This window comes from Mediterranea massiliensis, from assembly GCF_900128475.1.
Taxonomy (GTDB): Bacteria; Bacteroidota; Bacteroidia; order Bacteroidales; family Bacteroidaceae; genus Bacteroides; species Bacteroides massiliensis_E.
Map to the genome: position 1 here is coordinate 572,345 of NZ_LT635836.1, position 14,028 is coordinate 586,372.

Sequence of the window (14,028 nt, forward strand, 5' to 3'; positions counted from 1 at the left end):
TTCACCAACGCTCTCTATATAAGACAATAAGGGTTACTTGTTCAAGCAAACCACGAAAAAAAATAATCCGATGCTATTGTAGATTCAGAAAAAAGGTCTACCTTTGCAACCGCAATCGAGAGAGATGGCAACGAAACAATAAAAAATCTGGTGCGTTAGTTCAGCTGGTTAGAATACATGCCTGTCACGCATGGGGTCACGGGTTCGAGTCCCGTACGCACCGCTTACGAAAAAAGACTGAAATAAGAAAGTCGAAGACAATATCCTCAAAGTCAGTAACTTTGGGGATATTTTTTTGTTATACCACGACAGATGAATACCCCGTTGGAAGTCGAAAATTGGACAAATCGAGTAACCAAATCGTAACCAAGAAAAAAAACGGGAATTTTGGTTACGACTTCGTAGATATGTCGTTGATTTGTCGTTGTTTACGTTCAATTTTATCGACACGCCGTAACCTAAAATCCTGAGCAGAAAAAGGAAACAACCGGCACGTTTACGATTCATTTCATGAGGATACACGACAATGACCCTCAAATGTCTGTTTCATAGCCGCCAAGTGTCCGCCTGTGGATTGCGTCAAGTGATTGTCAAACAGTATTTTTGCAACAAAAAACTTAAAAGCGCATGAAACGGAACACATTCAGCGTACTTTGTTACGCAAGGAAAAGGGAACAAGGAAAGGACAAGCAATATCCTATCATGGTTCGCATCACCATTGACAGCGAACAGGTACAGTTCAACTCACAGTTAATGGTGGATAAGAAGATGTGGAAGGACGGTGGCGTAGTCGGTCGTAGTGCGACGGCGGTGTATTTGCGCACGCAGATAGAGAAAATCAAGACCGACATTACCCGCATCTACGAAAAGGAAATCGAAAACAACCGCTACCCTTCACCGCTGAAGCTGAAGAACATCTATCTGGGCATTGAAACGAAAGCCAACACGCTGCTGACCGTGTTCAAGAAGATGAACGAGGAAAAGCGGAAGGAAGTGGGCACGTCGCTCTCACAGAACACCTACAAGAAATACGACCTGACATACCGCCGTATGGAAGAATACATTCAGTTCAGGTTCAGGAAAGAAAAGTATAAAGACATTCCATTGACGGAAATCAACGAGGAATTTATCAACGGCTTCCGCAACTTCCTGCGTGTGGACAAGAAGGTCGGCCACAACGCCACCTCGAAGATGATGCAACTGTTCAAGAAAGCCGTTACCCGCGCAAGGAACGCCGGTCTTATCCAGTTCAACCCATTCACGCAGCCCATCACCTTCGTTCAGGTGGACAAAGGCTTTCTGACGATGGACGAACTCCAGAGCATTATGGACAAGGAGATTGAAGTGGAACGCCTGCAACGGGTGCGCGACGTCTTTGTATTTTCCTGTTGGACGGGGTTGGCGTACATAGACGTATATCTGCTCAAAGACGAACATATCCAGAAGTATCTGGACGGCAACTATTGGATTATCTCCAAGCGCCATAAGACCGGTGTGCCCATCAACGTGCGCCTGTTGGACATTCCCCTGCGCATCCTGCAAAAGTACAAGGGTAAACAGCCCGACCACCGCGCCCTGCCCATGCCGAGCAATCAGAAGATGAACGCATATCTGAAGGAACTCGCTGATATTTGCGGAATTAGGAAGAACCTGACCTATCACCTCGCAAGACACACGTTCGCCACAACCGTTACGCTAACTAACGGAGTATCAATAGAATCCGTATCAAAAATGTTGGGACATACTAATATTCGCACTACGCAAATCTACGCGAAGGTAATCAACCAGAAAAGCGGCAGTGAGATGGAAGCCCTTTCCGACAGGCTGCATGTATCCATGAACGCATTATAGAAAGGAGGACAAATATGAGAACGATAGAAAGACAGCTTAGAGCCAGACAAACGGCGGTGGGTCTGAACGAAAAGGAATTGAGCAGACTGATGAAAGCCACGTTTGACACACCGCGTTTGGAACAGGTGCGTGACCTTTTCATCTTTTCGAGCTTTACAGGCCTGCATTACCAGAACCTGAAATCCCTCCGTAAAGAGAATTTCCACAACAAGTACGGGCAGAAGTGGATTTTCATGGTAAGGGAGCAGACCGACGCTTTCATCCACATTCCCCTGCTGCCTGTCCCACAAATGATATTGGAGAAGTACAAAGTCCGGTTTGCCGGAACGGATGAACTGTTGCCCGTCCCCAGCAACCAACGGCTGAATGTCTATCTGAAAGAGATTGCGGAACTCTGCGGCATCGAAAAGAACATGACCATGTATCTGGCTTACCATACGTTCAAGGATACGATAACGACAAAAAACGGCATATCCACCGGTACGGTATGCCGCATGTTAGGGCGGTTCGACCTGCGCGGCCGCCATGCTTATGTTACCGACCGCATCATCAAGCGCGAAATGGACAGAGTGGCGCGTAACTGCACCCCGTTTGAAAAAATTGCGGCGCAATACATCATGACAACCAATAAATCCGTATATTGTCCCACCAAATAAAAACGATACCCCTATGCTACACAGAGGAAACATCACCATCACCGGGCTGGAGGACATCAACCGCCACCCCACAGTCAGCGTCAGGCTGGAGAACGGCAACGTATGGCTCACCAAACATGAGCTTGCCCGCCTGTTCGGAGTGTTCATCCAGACGATAGACGCCAATATGCGCTCCATCTTCAAGTCGCGCATCCTGAACGAGAGCGAGGCAACCATCACGGAGAAGCAGGATAAGCGATACGTTACCTACTATAATCTGGAGGCCGTCATTTTTCTCAGCTTCCGCATCAACACCTATTGCACGAAGCTGTTCCGCGAATGGGTGCTGAATTCCCTGTGCGAGTACAAGCGGCTGAAGGAGAAGCAACCCGAAGTCCTTGTCGTGTTCAACGCTTCGGACAACCAGACCTTTATCTCGTATAACTGAAGTCCCCCGAATCCCGCAAAAGCGAGCCTTGTCCACGAAATAAAACCGGGCAAGGCTCGTTTTGTATTCTCCAAACCCTTATCTTTGGGCAGAAAAAGCCCCAAAGATGATAGAAGACCTCCACATATCCGTCCCTCTTAGTGAAGTACCCGAAGCCCAAGTGGGCAATTACTTCACCCTCTCCCGGATGCCCGGCGAGTTCCTGATAATCCAAAAACCCGACAACACGTTCTATTTCCTATGCAGCCGGGAGTGCGACATCGTGCGGATATGCGAGTCCTTCGACTGGTACATCGTATCGAAGGACGCTTTCAACGACCTCCTGAGCATCGGCATCGGTCTGGCCGACAAGGAGAGCATCGACGGCGAGGTCTATCGCGTGCAGGACGAGGCCACGCTCTCCCTTTGGCGCGACATCCTCCGCTTCACCTTCGACAGCGATTTCGTGCGCCGGTTCTTCCCCTACAACACCCGTTTCAAGGGCAAGATGCGCATCGACGGCGCACTGTGCTTCTACATTCACGATTATTACCCCACGCGCTGCAAAGGCATCGCTGTGGAAGACCGCAAGACCAGCAACTTGGTTTTCCGATTCAAGGAAGGGCAGCAGGCGGCTCTCGTCGCCAAAATCTTCTCCCTCTGCATCGCCCGTATGCCTTTCTACAAGGAAAAGGCGGCCAATGCCGTGCTTATCCCCATTCCGGCGGCTACCCGTGAGCGCAACGCCGCCCGTTTCGCCCGGTTTTGCAGCCTCCTTTCGCGGCGTCTGAAAATCGTTGATGGTTTCCGTGCCACATGGATAAGGGAAGACCGTGAGCAGATGAAAGGCACTCATGGTCTTGATAAGCTCTCCAACCTCATTTTCCACCCCGTCTATTTTCAAGGACGCGATGTCTTTCTTGTGGACGACATCGTGTCCACCGGCGAGAACTTCACGCAGATGAAGCGCAGGCTGATGCAGCTTGGAGCCAACTCCGTTACCGGATTATTCTTGGGACGGACGGTGAAAATGGGGAAAGAATAAAAAGACACACCCTTGGTTTCGACATTTCCGCAAGTCGGGCAACCCAAAGTGCTGAGTTGGGCAACTCAGCTCGGTGAGTCGGGCAACTCAGCAAAACGAGTTGGGCAACTCACGGAAACGGGTTGGGCGACTTGCAGGCTTGGGATAAATGCAAAGAATACAATATTCCAATCCCCGACCCATGCTGCGGAATGTAAAAGCCCGTCATTTCCGTCGGCAAGCATATCCCCGTTCCCGTTGGGAATGGAAATACCCTTGCCGCCTACGCAAAACCGTAGAAACATGCCGCATGGTCAAGCGTGATGAACCAAATCATCACACCATATCCCATACGCCACTTTTCCTTGCCCGGTTTTGCCGCAAGGTAGGCTTTTACGCTTGCCCGACCCGCCCGTTATTGCACGTTGCCGCCTTCGAGGGCGGAGTCGAAAGCACTATAATGGTCATCGTCATGCACGCTCAATGCCGCCACGAGGCTGTTCAACGTGCGCACGGCATCCAGCCGTTGTTCTGGCGAGCATTCCTCCGGATGGCTCAATACATCAATGGCGCAGGTCAGATGCGCCTTTGTCTGCTGCAAGGTGGACACATCTTGAATGGGAAACAGGTAGAAAAGTCCTTCATCGGAAGAACGGACGATGCCCTTCAGGGCGGTAGCTTGTAATTCCATATCTTTCGGGTATTAACAAATGACGTAACGCTGCCGGCCACCGCACCCAAAGCATCGCCAAACGCTTAATACAGAGTGAACCGGCAGGTTACGTCAAGGTATAACCTACCCGGTCCATTTACCTCTGTATTTTGAAATTGGCGATTTCTGGATGCCGGTAAATGAACAACATTACCACGATGCTATTTGCACCGCTGGCACAAAGGTAAGAAAATAACGCCAATAATCCATTGCCATCCTTAAAAACCTCCTTCGGAAAAATCCATTGCGGAGAGAAATCAATGTCCCTACGGTATGTTTCCCTTGCCGCTTTCATTCCCCATCACTCCACAATGTGCTATTGAAAGGTTGGGGGAGCTGACTTATTACGTGCGCAAAGGTAATTTCGGGTTTTGACGGACTAATCAAATTTTTTAGGCACAATCTCCACACTTCGCAGGCTCAGGTAGTATTCCACCGAAAAAATTTGCTTCTGCAAAACCCTGTCCTTTGCCCCGCTTACGAAATAAGTCAGCTCACCCAACTCGTCAATGCATAAAAAAAATGTCGTGATTATGAAAGCAACAAGAGAAACAAATGGAAATAAGTCGCTTCCCAATCTGCCTCTGCATAAATTCTTGGGCGTGGCGGTGAGGTTCTTCCTTGCGGCATTCTGCACATCCCTGTACGGTGGCTCCCTGCTGGTGTGGTTCGTCGGGTCGTGGCTGGTGTGGAACTTCCTTGCGGGTGTAGTACGTTTCCTGTGGGGCTGCCTTGTGTTCCTGTTGGCATTTGTTTCGCTTGTCGCTTTCATGGTCTGGGTATTAACACTCTAAACTCACATCATCATGGAAACAACAGACATCTCAAAAAACGTGTCGTTTACCGGACACCGCTCCGGCAGGATAAGCCAACCCATGCTCACCCTTTTTGCAGGCATGGTAACGGAAATCAAAAGCCTGTATGCTTCGGGATGCCGTAATTTCTTCTCCGGCATGGCGGAAGGCGGCGATTTGGTTTTCGCCAAGGCGGTCTTGGCGGCAAGAAACGAATTGACCGACATTCGGCTGGTAGCTGCCATCCCGTTCCGGGAGCAGTCCGCACGCTATTCCGACATGAACAAGAGGCTTTACATCAGCCTGTTGGAAGAAGCGGACAAGACGGTTATCCTTTCAGAAAGCTATCACAAGGGCTGTTTCCACCGGCGCAACGACTTTCTGGTGGAACATGCGGCAATCATGCTCGCTTATTGGGACGGACTGCCCTATGGCGGCACATACTATACCATAGGAAAGGCGCAGATGCTGAACAGAATAATTATAAACCTTTATAAATAAGAACGCTTATGAAACGGTACAGCAAGACTATCGCACAGCAGTGCAAGTATTATGAAGTGGAGGACATTTTCGAGTACATGGTGGAAACCTACATCAACGGCAACCACAGCACCTTTACCCGGCTGTTCAAGGAACTGGAGAAGGACGCACGCAGGTTGTTCATCGAATACCTGTTGTGGGAAGTCAATCCCCAATACCACGTGGAAATACTGAAAGCAACCATCTAAAGAATTACGGTATGGACAAGATAATATCCCAAATGACGAAAGAAGGAAAATTGCAGGCTTTGGCGGACTACCATGCCTGCAAGCGTGAGCGGCACATCATTCTCCGCTATATCCAGGCACTCCGCCGGGAAGATGCGGAACAGACCGCCTATTTCGAGAGCTTCGGCGAAAGCGTGCATCAAATTGTGCTGAACGTGAATACCTACGAGCGCAGGCTTGTTTTCGGCTATGTGGACAAGCAGTTCAACGAATATGGATGGATAAATGGCATGTTGCCCATCGTGGAGGAAATACGGTTGGACACATCCAACGTGATACACATCGGCCAGTCCGTGAATGGCACGTATGCCGTTACGGTGAGCTGGTGTACCGGCACGGCAGGAGGCGGTAGCCACCCATCGGTATGGGATGAACCCATTTCCGACTACAAGGAAGCGGTACGCACGGGAATACATCGGCTGGAAGGGCATTACACTTATGCGGAACGCCACTCCCTGACAGACAAGGGAAATTACAACCCGAAGTATATCCGCAAGTTGAAAGCCGGATTGCGGGAACTGAAGTTACGCTATACCGCCCCGCAGCAGTTGAGCCTTTTTTGATTATTCACCTATAAATATATAATGTATGGACGTAAAGATTGAAAGCATGATTTTCGGGTGGGACGAGCGGATACCCGAAGTGTTGGTAAAGTTCATCAATTCCGTGACGCTGACAAAGGACGAACAGGAGCTTCGCGAACTGGTGAAAGTATTTGCACAAAGCAAGGAGTTCAACCGCTTCTTCGCTTTCGGATACGGGAGCAGCCACTTTTGGCTCAAACAAAGGATGGCATCTGACCCGGACAAGTGCATGGAGAACCGCTTATTGATTGTCGAATTTTAAGGAATTGTATGATGGTTACAAGAATGACAGAAAACGGCGTTTCGACCTGCCGGGCAGCAGGAACGGAACAATTCGAGAAATTCCAGACTGGTTTTGGGAGAAGAAAACGCACGCTTGTGCAGTACGATTACAGGGCATCCGATGGGGAATTGTTCTCCTGCGTGGCTCCGACTTTGGAGGAATGCCGCCGCAGGCGCGATGCATGGTTATCGGAAAAGGAAAGAAAGGAGGCCGGCAATGAATGACGGTTACGAAACGCTGATAATCACATTTAGCGAACCCATCGAGGTTTTGGACGGTAGGTTTGAGGACATCGACACATGGGGCGTGGACAGCCTGAAGAAGTGGGTGGACGATTACGAGACCACACGCTTCACCCCGATAAACGGCTATACGGCAGTCATCACATCCGAATACAACATGAAGCCCGTAAGGGAATGGTTGGAACATTACATGCCCATAGCGGAAATGAAGGAATTGTAGAGGGATGATGCGCTTGCAGAAGCAGCCCGCCAGAACCAATCCGACGGGCTGCAACCGTTTCACACCACAGGCATGTCAGTCCGTTTCCTCGCCCCAAAGCTCCGTATCAGTCGGGGCATGGCGTATGGCACGCCAGATGCAACAGCCGGTTACGGCAAGAAGCGTCAAGTAAGCAATGGCAAAACAAAGCATAGCCGTCAGTATTATGGAGCAGGCTGTTCCGGGTTCTCTACTCCTTCTTCCGTCTCGTTGTTGAACGAAAAGCTCTTGGTTACCGTCTGGTTAAACGAATCCACAATGTAGATGTCAATCGTCTGCTGGTCGGTGCAGAGCGACCTGTAATAGAGCCGGAAGGTCTCGCCCGGCAACGAATAAAGGTCATTGGGCAGCAATACCGTGCCGTCCTCCAGACGAAGCTCCCCCTTGCCCGTAGGCTGGAAATAGCGGATGAAATACTCCGTTTCCTCGTACCGCCCGCTGCGTACCAACTGGCAGCGTATTTCGGCTTCCCCGCCTTCCACGATGGTACTCTGTACCGGCAGGGTTGCCAAATCGAACTCATACACCTGCTGGATGTCCAGCTTGTCGGAACAGGCGCAAAGCAGCACGGCGGCTACCAATGCGAAACCGGCGGTAAAAATCAGTTCAGTCATTCTTTTCATTGTCTTGATGATTTATTAGTCCAATATGAATTTCAGCCCCACCCCGAACTGGAAGTGGAAATTTCCCGTACCGCCACCCCACAGGCAGCGTTCACGCGCATGGAGGAGCAGTACTGTCCGGTTGGTGAGGTAGGTTTCTATCTCCAGCGATACCGCGCCGCCATAGACGAAAGCGTCGCCGTCCGTGATGCGTGCCCCGTCATAAAGCAGGCTCTCGCCCCAATTCACCGTTTCATAACCCGCCATCGCCGAGCCGCCCACGTAGCAGAGGAACACTTTGTTCGCGTCCGAGAGGAAGTTGTAGTAGTATCCCCCTTCCGCCGTGAACTGCGACATCGGCAGGCGCGTGTCCTTGTACGGGTGGTACTTTTGCAGGTACTCCGCACCGAACACCCACTTGCTGCACCCTTTCGTGTACGAGTCCATCGACAGCCCGAAGTGGTAGCCCAACTCATTGCGCCGGCTTGCCGAATGGAAGCCGTCCGCCATGCCCGCCGTCAGCCGCAGCCCTTTCATGCCCGGCAGACAGCGTTGCGCCTGCACCTTGTCTGCAAGGACAAGGCACAGCGCCATGCCGATTAGAATAAACACCGTCCGTTTCATCTTACTTCACCTTCAGTTCGTTGATGACACGGGCACGCACCAGTTCGGCATTGGTGACCGTGAACTGCTGATGCCTCCCGCCGTTCTGCTCGTTTATTTCCACCACCAGTTGCTTGTCGTCCGGCAGGGTGAATTTGGGCAGAGTGAACACCGTGCGCTCCCGGCTCTTGCCGCCAATCTCCGTCACGTAGTTATAGGCACGCAGCGGTACAATCACCTGCTCTTGGATGGCGGTGCGCTTCGCCACTTTCCGGTCCACCACCTTGAACGACACGAAGTCCACCGTGAACGGCACGTTGGAAGAGTTCTTCAGTTCCGTGTGGAAGTAGAGCAGCCCGTTGTGCGTATAGATTCCCTTCAGGATGTACTGGATGCCGAAGCGTTTGCAGCCGATATGCTTCACCAGCCGTTTGTCGTCCTTGTGGATGGACTTCATGATGAGCCGCACCAACAGCGGTGATTCGCTGCCCAACTCCTTCAGATAAACCTCCTGCGAATTGTTCGGGCGGTTCACCGCCTCCCCGTCGTGCAGGAAGTCCTTCATCTCGATGTTCAGCTTGACCGGCTCGTCGGCATATTTCACGTTATAAGTATAGTAGCTCCCATCCTCGGTTATCACCGCCAGATTGGTCTCTCGGGAGAAGTCGCGCAGGGCGGCCTTCACCCGGAGCACGTTTTCCGAGCCGTCCGCCTTGCCCGCAATGATGTCGGCGGAACCCAAGTCCACATACTTGATGGCGGAGGGAAAGATGATATGCACGGTCTTGTAAAACGTAACCTCCAGCGCATACGGTGGTATCATCCGGTCGAAGGTTATCGGGCGTGTCAGCCCGTCGAACAGGTCGCCGGTGGACGGGCTTTGTTTTACCCCATCATCGCCCGTTTCAGTTTGCTCTACTGTTTCTTCCGTTTCTTTCAAGTCGGTTTCTTCCACGACCCTCTGCGCTTGGGCATGGGTCATTGCGGTCATGAGAGCCGCCATAAGCATAATTTTCTTCATTTTTCCTTGTGAATAATAGTGATACATAAGATTATTTCTTGGGCACAAGCAGCACCGCGTGGTTCGCTTTGAGCGTTACCTTGACGGTGCGGAACTTCGTGGCGAGGTATTGCGACAGCCCCTGTATCGCACCGCGTCCCAAGTCCGAGGCCAGTTGCGCCCCGGCATCGGTGGAGATGTTGATGCTGCTGCCCATCGTGGAACCCATGTTGGCCGCCATCTCCTTGAGTGCGGTCAGTTCCTGCGACCCCGGCACGGAGATGCCTTTCATGCCGCCCATGTCATATACCTCCAGTTCCACCGGCACGACCCTCCCTTTATAGGCAATGGAGCTGACGGTCAGTTCCATGCGCTCCCCGTTGATGCGTGCCGTAGCGGTCAGCACGGTGTTGGCCGGTATATACATGCCCCCGACATCGACCGGTTCCAGCAGGCGGATTTCCGCCTCCTTGCCGTCGCTTACCGTGACCGTGCGCCGGATGCAGGCACGGATGCTGTTCCGGGCCGATACGCCCGCATGGTCCGACACGGTATGGAACCCCAGATTGTGTGGACGGCTGTACCGTTCCATGAACTCGGCATCGGACATCGGTTGTGCCAGCATCGACACGACCTGTTCCGCCACCTGCGTGACCGGGCTGACCGTCCTTCCCTCCGTTTCCGTTACGGGTACGGACTTCGCTCCGCCACCCTCTTGCGGCAGGTAGCGCGAGGCCATCTCGTAGGATTTCTCCATCAGGCGGAGCTGCTCGTCGGCGGTTTCCTTTGCCTTGCGTTCCTCTTCCGCCCGGCGTTCCTCTTCCGCCCGGCGTTCCAGTTCCTGTATGCGCCACTCCAGTTCCAGCGTTTTCTGGTCGTCCTCCGGCTCCGGCTGCTCGTAGAAGCTGCCAATCTGCCGGTTGATGTCCCGGTAGGCATCTGCCGAGGTGCGGATGGACGACCTGCCCGATGATGCAGTTTCTTCGGTCTGGAACACATCTTCCACGGCCTCCCTGTCCGTATCATCCTCCGCCACCGCCAAGTCCTGCAGGGTGCTCATCTTCTCCCGCTGCTTGCGCTCGAAATCCTGCTGTTCGTAGGCGGCACGCTTGTCCGAAGGCAGGTTCTTTTCCTCCGGCATGGGCACTTCCACGTTGAAGCCGTCGGGCAGGCTCTCCCCCTCGTCCGACGGTGCGAATATCAGCCACATCGCCACGCCGAAGACAAGGAACAACAGCGGATAGACCAGCATCTTCCTCCGTTTCCGGATTTCTTCGGGAGTCAGCGGTTGGGACTCCTTCCGCCCGAGTTCATTCTTTTTTGCCGTTTCCGGCTGTTTTTCCGTTTTGTTCTCTTTCATGTTTCCTGTCATGATTAAAATGGATACTGTCTTTACTTATGCCCGGATGCAGTTCCAACTGCCGCATCCGTTCTATTCTCATCTGCTCTCCCCGGCGTTTGCCGATGTTGTATATCGACGACACGGTGATGTAGATGGAGAGGGCGCTGAATCCCACGAGCATCGCCACCACCACGATGAGCCGCACATCGGGCGACATCCGCCCGCACACGCAGCGCATCCCGTCGCTTATCCGGTCAGGGATGTAATGGAGCCACTTTCTTGTCTTTCCCATACGCCTTTACCTTTCTATGGTCCGTAAATCGCGGTTCTCCAGAATGGTGAACTGCTCCATCGTGAAACCGTGAGGATTGTTGTCCGACCGCACCGAGTTCAGCAGGCGGCAGCGGGTTACAAGACTGCGCTCGGTGATGTTGCTGCTCCTGACGAGCGACTGGCGGGCATAGGTCGTCACGATATAGGGGTAACGCTCGAAGTCGCACGCCACGCTGTCCACCCGCACGGTCTGGTTGATGTTCGCCGAGATGATTCGGTTGTAATACCCCTTCTCTTCCCAGTCCTTGTAGTAGCGGAAGGCACTTTCGTCACACAGGTACAATGCCCGGCGGATGTTGCCCTCAATGGCCGCCTTGTCGGGCGAGAGTGTGAAGAACAGTTCGTGGAACCGCCTGACATGTTCCCGCGCCTCGACCGGACGGTTCTGGGAAAGGTCTTGCGAGAGCGCGAGGATGAGCGACTTGCCGTTGTCCAGCACGTAGATTTTCTCCCGCTGCTTCTCGGCGAAGCTGTATGAACTCCACAGCGCGTAGCCCGTGACCAACGCGCACAGCACGACGAAGGCTATTGCCATCGTGCGTATCTGCCGGAAGCTCGTTTCGATGTTCTTTAATGACTTGAATTCCATTTTCTTTAATTCTTGTTGTTGATTGTTGAATCATTTGCCCCGCAGCTTGCCCGCGACATGCCCGGCACCAGCCCCGGTAGCCGCTGCCGCCACTTTGCCGGTCTTGACGGCGGAGTTGTTCACCTGCTTGCCGTAGTTGCCAGCGCCCGCCGCCTGTATCACCCATGTCGATACCGTCGGGATGGTGAAATACCCCACGATGGCGATGAGCATGAAGATGATGTAGGCCGAGTTGTTCGTGTCCGGCACGAAGTTCGGGTCGGTCAATGCCGCGATGTCCTTCTCAATCATCAGCGTCTGGATGCGTGCCAGCACCGAACTGAACAAATCGGAGATGGGCAGCCACAGGTAGATGCTGATATACTGGCATATCCAATGCACCATCGTGCTGTGGAAACCGTCATACACCGAAATGGCGAATGCCAGCGGCCCCAAGATGGAGAGCACGATAAGGAAGAATGTCCTCAGCGTGTCCAGTATCAGCCCCACCGCCTGAAAGAGCAGTTCCAGAAAACTGCGGAAGGCGTTGCTGATGGTCTGCTTGATTTCATACTTGCCGCGCTCGATGGCCATCCCCGCCATCGTCTTCAGTTCCGACGGTGTCCAGCCCAAGTCTTCAATCTGCCGCTCGTATTCCTCGTCGCTGACCAGATAGGCCGTTTCCGGGTTACGCACCAAAGCCTCGTATTCCAGTTTCTCCCGCTTCTCGGCGTACTCCTCCATGTCGAGCGTCTGCCCTTGCAGGATGCCGTGGCAACCGGTGACGATGGGACTCATGATGCCGTTGATGGTTCCTAACACGAAGGTGGGGAAGAACATGATGCACGCCCCGATGCAAAACGGACGGAACAGCGGATACACATCTATCGGCTCGGCACGTGAGAGCGCCTGCCACACCCGTGAGGCCACGTAGAACAACGCGCCCAATGCCGCCACCCCGGTGGCCACGCCCGTGATGTCCGAGCAGAGCGGCATCATCTCGTCATAAAGGCTGCGCAGCACTTCATGCAGGTTGCCGAATGTACTTTCTCCCGTCATGGCTACCAGTATCTTTGGTTATCGGTCCCGTACAGGTCGAGCACGCGCCGCGTGTCGTTCTTCTCCTTTGCCCGGAGGTACGACACGCCGATGTTGCGGTTCGTATAGTAGCGGACTAAGTTGCGGTGGTTCTTCACATCGCGGTAGATGCGGTCTATCAGGTCCATGCGCTCCTTGTCCGTCATTGAAAGGCCGGTCTGCGTGACGACCGTCTTCAGCTCGTCGAGCATCCCGCTGCTTTCCTCCAGCATCTTCGTGTAGCCCGAGGCGATGGCGGCCAGTTCGTCCGTCGTGTAGTTCTCGTCGGCAAGCATCTTCTGGAACGAGTTCACGTAGATGTCCGATATTTCCCCCACGAGCAGCACGGTCTGTTGCACCTTGCGGGCGTCCTTCACCAAGTTATGCACCGACTTGAGCGCGTCGTAATACTTCTTTCCCTGCTCGTAAATCTTGACCGTTTCCTGAAAGTTCTTCACCATGTTCTCAGCGGTCGTGGTGGTCTGTATCACGTTCCGCGTGGTGTTCACGATGCTCTGCGCGAGGTTCGACGGGTCAAAGGTCACCCATTGCGCCCGGACCGTCGTGGCGGTGCAGAGCAAAACCGTAAGACAGATTGCTGTTATTCTTTTATTCATATCCGTTGATGATTAAAATGTTCTTGTCAATATTCATATTCCCTGCAATCCCGTACATACACCCCTTCCGAGGCGAGCACGAGCCGCTCGTTTTCTTCGTCATAGGCGACCTGCACCCTTTCGGGCAGTTCCGCCCATGTCCCTTGCCCGTTCCGGTAGAGCGTGGCGGTCAGCACGGCTCCCCAGCGGTAGGCGAGGGCGATGCGGTACGTATGCCCTTCGCGGTACACCCTGACCGGGGGCGACTTGCCCCGGCTTTTCCACCGCCCGCAGATGCGGTCGAGCGGGAACAACGTTGCATATTCCAT

General features: G+C 53.1%; 22 protein-coding genes and 1 tRNA gene. 13 read left to right on the plus strand and 10 right to left on the minus strand.

Annotated features, from left to right (window positions below; translation table 11 throughout):
• Nucleotides 1-149: 149 nt before the first annotated feature.
• The 5 genes from BQ7483_RS07120 to BQ7483_RS07140 all read left to right on the plus strand — a co-directional run bounded on the left by BQ7483_RS07120 (nt 150) and on the right by BQ7483_RS07140 (nt 3,958).
• A tRNA-Asp gene (locus BQ7483_RS07120) sits at nt 150-223 on the plus strand.
• A 404-nt stretch (nt 224-627) separates the two neighbouring features.
• Nucleotides 628-1,851 carry a site-specific integrase gene (locus tag BQ7483_RS07125; protein WP_072545349.1) on the plus strand — a complete coding sequence of 408 codons (1,224 nt, stop codon included), beginning with the start codon at nt 628-630 and terminating at the stop codon, nt 1,849-1,851.
• A gap of 14 nt (nt 1,852-1,865) precedes the next feature.
• Nucleotides 1,866-2,507 (plus strand): site-specific integrase, encoded by a 642-nt coding sequence (locus BQ7483_RS07130; RefSeq protein ID WP_139247558.1) that lies wholly within the window; start codon nt 1,866-1,868, stop codon nt 2,505-2,507.
• 13 nt (nt 2,508-2,520) lie between these two features.
• A complete protein-coding gene (locus BQ7483_RS07135; protein WP_072545351.1) occupies nt 2,521-2,934 on the plus strand; it encodes a virulence RhuM family protein in 414 nt (137 codons plus the stop codon).
• A gap of 106 nt (nt 2,935-3,040) precedes the next feature.
• Nucleotides 3,041-3,958: a ribonucleotide-diphosphate reductase subunit beta gene (locus tag BQ7483_RS07140; RefSeq protein WP_072545352.1), complete on the plus strand. Its 918-nt coding sequence runs from the start codon at nt 3,041-3,043 to the stop codon at nt 3,956-3,958.
• Between the two features lie 394 nt (nt 3,959-4,352).
• Here BQ7483_RS07140 and BQ7483_RS07145 read toward each other — a convergent pair whose 3' ends face one another.
• Nucleotides 4,353-4,628, minus strand: a complete 276-nt coding sequence (locus tag BQ7483_RS07145; RefSeq protein WP_071150611.1) for a hypothetical protein — start codon at nt 4,626-4,628, stop codon at nt 4,353-4,355.
• Nucleotides 4,629-5,182: 554 nt separating this feature from the next.
• Here BQ7483_RS07145 and BQ7483_RS07150 point away from each other — a divergent pair.
• From BQ7483_RS07150 to BQ7483_RS17725, 8 genes are read left to right on the plus strand one after another with little or no spacing between them, the layout of a single operon-like run.
• The gene (locus BQ7483_RS07150; RefSeq protein ID WP_072545353.1) at nt 5,183-5,443 is read left to right on the plus strand and encodes a hypothetical protein; all 261 of its coding nucleotides are present in this window, start codon (nt 5,183-5,185) and stop codon (nt 5,441-5,443) included.
• 12 nt (nt 5,444-5,455) lie between these two features.
• A complete protein-coding gene (locus BQ7483_RS07155; protein WP_072545354.1) occupies nt 5,456-5,944 on the plus strand; it encodes an SLOG family protein in 489 nt (162 codons plus the stop codon).
• Between the two features lie 8 nt (nt 5,945-5,952).
• Entirely contained in the window at nt 5,953-6,171 is a 219-nt protein-coding gene (locus tag BQ7483_RS07160; protein ID WP_071150614.1) for a hypothetical protein, read from the plus strand.
• A gap of 11 nt (nt 6,172-6,182) precedes the next feature.
• A complete protein-coding gene (locus BQ7483_RS07165) occupies nt 6,183-6,773 on the plus strand; it encodes a hypothetical protein (RefSeq protein ID WP_072545355.1) in 591 nt (196 codons plus the stop codon).
• 25 nt (nt 6,774-6,798) lie between these two features.
• A complete protein-coding gene (locus BQ7483_RS07170) occupies nt 6,799-7,056 on the plus strand; it encodes a hypothetical protein (RefSeq protein ID WP_071150616.1) in 258 nt (85 codons plus the stop codon).
• A gap of 11 nt (nt 7,057-7,067) precedes the next feature.
• Nucleotides 7,068-7,301: a DUF3873 domain-containing protein gene (locus BQ7483_RS07175; RefSeq protein WP_071150844.1), complete on the plus strand. Its 234-nt coding sequence runs from the start codon at nt 7,068-7,070 to the stop codon at nt 7,299-7,301.
• A complete protein-coding gene (locus BQ7483_RS07180; RefSeq protein ID WP_071150617.1) occupies nt 7,294-7,539 on the plus strand; it encodes a DUF6956 domain-containing protein in 246 nt (81 codons plus the stop codon). The genes BQ7483_RS07175 and BQ7483_RS07180 overlap by 8 nt, the downstream gene beginning before the upstream one ends.
• A gap of 4 nt (nt 7,540-7,543) precedes the next feature.
• Nucleotides 7,544-7,711 (plus strand): hypothetical protein, encoded by a 168-nt coding sequence (locus BQ7483_RS17725; protein WP_154673571.1) that lies wholly within the window; start codon nt 7,544-7,546, stop codon nt 7,709-7,711.
• A 31-nt stretch (nt 7,712-7,742) separates the two neighbouring features.
• On the opposite strand, the gene BQ7483_RS07185 is transcribed toward BQ7483_RS17725, so the two are convergent.
• Genes BQ7483_RS07185 through BQ7483_RS07225 form a run of 9 tightly spaced genes read right to left on the minus strand, consistent with a single transcriptional unit; the run spans nt 7,743 to nt 14,028 of the window.
• On the minus strand, nt 7,743-8,201 hold the full coding sequence (locus tag BQ7483_RS07185) for a DUF3872 domain-containing protein (protein ID WP_072545356.1): 459 nt from the start codon (nt 8,199-8,201) through the stop codon (nt 7,743-7,745).
• Between the two features lie 15 nt (nt 8,202-8,216).
• The gene (locus BQ7483_RS07190; protein ID WP_072545357.1) at nt 8,217-8,804 is read right to left on the minus strand and encodes a conjugal transfer protein TraO; all 588 of its coding nucleotides are present in this window, start codon (nt 8,802-8,804) and stop codon (nt 8,217-8,219) included.
• A gap of 1 nt (nt 8,805) precedes the next feature.
• Nucleotides 8,806-9,804, minus strand: coding sequence for a conjugative transposon protein TraN (traN, locus tag BQ7483_RS07195; protein ID WP_072545358.1), 999 nt, complete (start codon nt 9,802-9,804; stop codon nt 8,806-8,808).
• A gap of 31 nt (nt 9,805-9,835) precedes the next feature.
• Complete coding sequence (gene traM, locus BQ7483_RS07200; RefSeq protein WP_083535671.1) at nt 9,836-11,143, minus strand: conjugative transposon protein TraM; 1,308 nt, start codon at nt 11,141-11,143, stop codon at nt 9,836-9,838.
• Nucleotides 11,094-11,417, minus strand: coding sequence for a TraL conjugative transposon family protein (locus BQ7483_RS07205; protein ID WP_072545360.1), 324 nt, complete (start codon nt 11,415-11,417; stop codon nt 11,094-11,096). Before BQ7483_RS07205 ends, traM begins: the two co-directional genes overlap by 50 nt.
• 6 nt (nt 11,418-11,423) lie before the next feature.
• Nucleotides 11,424-12,047, minus strand: coding sequence for a conjugative transposon protein TraK (gene traK / locus BQ7483_RS07210; RefSeq protein ID WP_072545361.1), 624 nt, complete (start codon nt 12,045-12,047; stop codon nt 11,424-11,426).
• 30 nt (nt 12,048-12,077) lie between these two features.
• On the minus strand, nt 12,078-13,085 hold the full coding sequence (gene traJ, locus BQ7483_RS07215) for a conjugative transposon protein TraJ (RefSeq protein WP_072545362.1): 1,008 nt from the start codon (nt 13,083-13,085) through the stop codon (nt 12,078-12,080).
• A 2-nt stretch (nt 13,086-13,087) separates the two neighbouring features.
• Nucleotides 13,088-13,720: a DUF4141 domain-containing protein gene (locus BQ7483_RS07220; RefSeq protein WP_072545363.1), complete on the minus strand. Its 633-nt coding sequence runs from the start codon at nt 13,718-13,720 to the stop codon at nt 13,088-13,090.
• A 26-nt stretch (nt 13,721-13,746) separates the two neighbouring features.
• A complete protein-coding gene (locus BQ7483_RS07225; protein WP_072545364.1) occupies nt 13,747-14,028 on the minus strand; it encodes a DUF3876 domain-containing protein in 282 nt (93 codons plus the stop codon).

Coding starts and splice junctions, on each gene's coding strand:
- traJ (WP_072545362.1), bottom strand. CDS start 13,085: ATGACGGGAGAAAGTACATTCGGCAACCTGCATGAAGTGCTGCGCAGC.
- BQ7483_RS07145 (WP_071150611.1), bottom strand. CDS start 4,628: ATGGAATTACAAGCTACCGCCCTGAAGGGCATCGTCCGTTCTTCCGAT.
- BQ7483_RS07150 (WP_072545353.1), top strand. CDS start 5,183: ATGAAAGCAACAAGAGAAACAAATGGAAATAAGTCGCTTCCCAATCTG.
- BQ7483_RS07160 (WP_071150614.1), top strand. CDS start 5,953: ATGAAACGGTACAGCAAGACTATCGCACAGCAGTGCAAGTATTATGAA.
- BQ7483_RS07125 (WP_072545349.1), top strand. CDS start 628: ATGAAACGGAACACATTCAGCGTACTTTGTTACGCAAGGAAAAGGGAA.
- BQ7483_RS07155 (WP_072545354.1), top strand. CDS start 5,456: ATGGAAACAACAGACATCTCAAAAAACGTGTCGTTTACCGGACACCGC.
- BQ7483_RS07170 (WP_071150616.1), top strand. CDS start 6,799: ATGGACGTAAAGATTGAAAGCATGATTTTCGGGTGGGACGAGCGGATA.
- traK (WP_072545361.1), bottom strand. CDS start 12,047: ATGGAATTCAAGTCATTAAAGAACATCGAAACGAGCTTCCGGCAGATA.
- BQ7483_RS07205 (WP_072545360.1), bottom strand. CDS start 11,417: ATGGGAAAGACAAGAAAGTGGCTCCATTACATCCCTGACCGGATAAGC.
- traM (WP_083535671.1), bottom strand. CDS start 11,143: ATGAAAGAGAACAAAACGGAAAAACAGCCGGAAACGGCAAAAAAGAAT.
- BQ7483_RS07180 (WP_071150617.1), top strand. CDS start 7,294: ATGAATGACGGTTACGAAACGCTGATAATCACATTTAGCGAACCCATC.
- BQ7483_RS07185 (WP_072545356.1), bottom strand. CDS start 8,201: ATGAAAAGAATGACTGAACTGATTTTTACCGCCGGTTTCGCATTGGTA.
- traN (WP_072545358.1), bottom strand. CDS start 9,804: ATGAAGAAAATTATGCTTATGGCGGCTCTCATGACCGCAATGACCCAT.
- BQ7483_RS07140 (WP_072545352.1), top strand. CDS start 3,041: ATGATAGAAGACCTCCACATATCCGTCCCTCTTAGTGAAGTACCCGAA.
- BQ7483_RS07175 (WP_071150844.1), top strand. CDS start 7,068: ATGGTTACAAGAATGACAGAAAACGGCGTTTCGACCTGCCGGGCAGCA.
- BQ7483_RS17725 (WP_154673571.1), top strand. CDS start 7,544: ATGATGCGCTTGCAGAAGCAGCCCGCCAGAACCAATCCGACGGGCTGC.
- BQ7483_RS07225 (WP_072545364.1), bottom strand. CDS start 14,028: ATGGAATATGCAACGTTGTTCCCGCTCGACCGCATCTGCGGGCGGTGG.
- BQ7483_RS07165 (WP_072545355.1), top strand. CDS start 6,183: ATGGACAAGATAATATCCCAAATGACGAAAGAAGGAAAATTGCAGGCT.
- BQ7483_RS07190 (WP_072545357.1), bottom strand. CDS start 8,804: ATGAAACGGACGGTGTTTATTCTAATCGGCATGGCGCTGTGCCTTGTC.
- BQ7483_RS07135 (WP_072545351.1), top strand. CDS start 2,521: ATGCTACACAGAGGAAACATCACCATCACCGGGCTGGAGGACATCAAC.
- BQ7483_RS07130 (WP_139247558.1), top strand. CDS start 1,866: ATGAGAACGATAGAAAGACAGCTTAGAGCCAGACAAACGGCGGTGGGT.
- BQ7483_RS07220 (WP_072545363.1), bottom strand. CDS start 13,720: ATGAATAAAAGAATAACAGCAATCTGTCTTACGGTTTTGCTCTGCACC.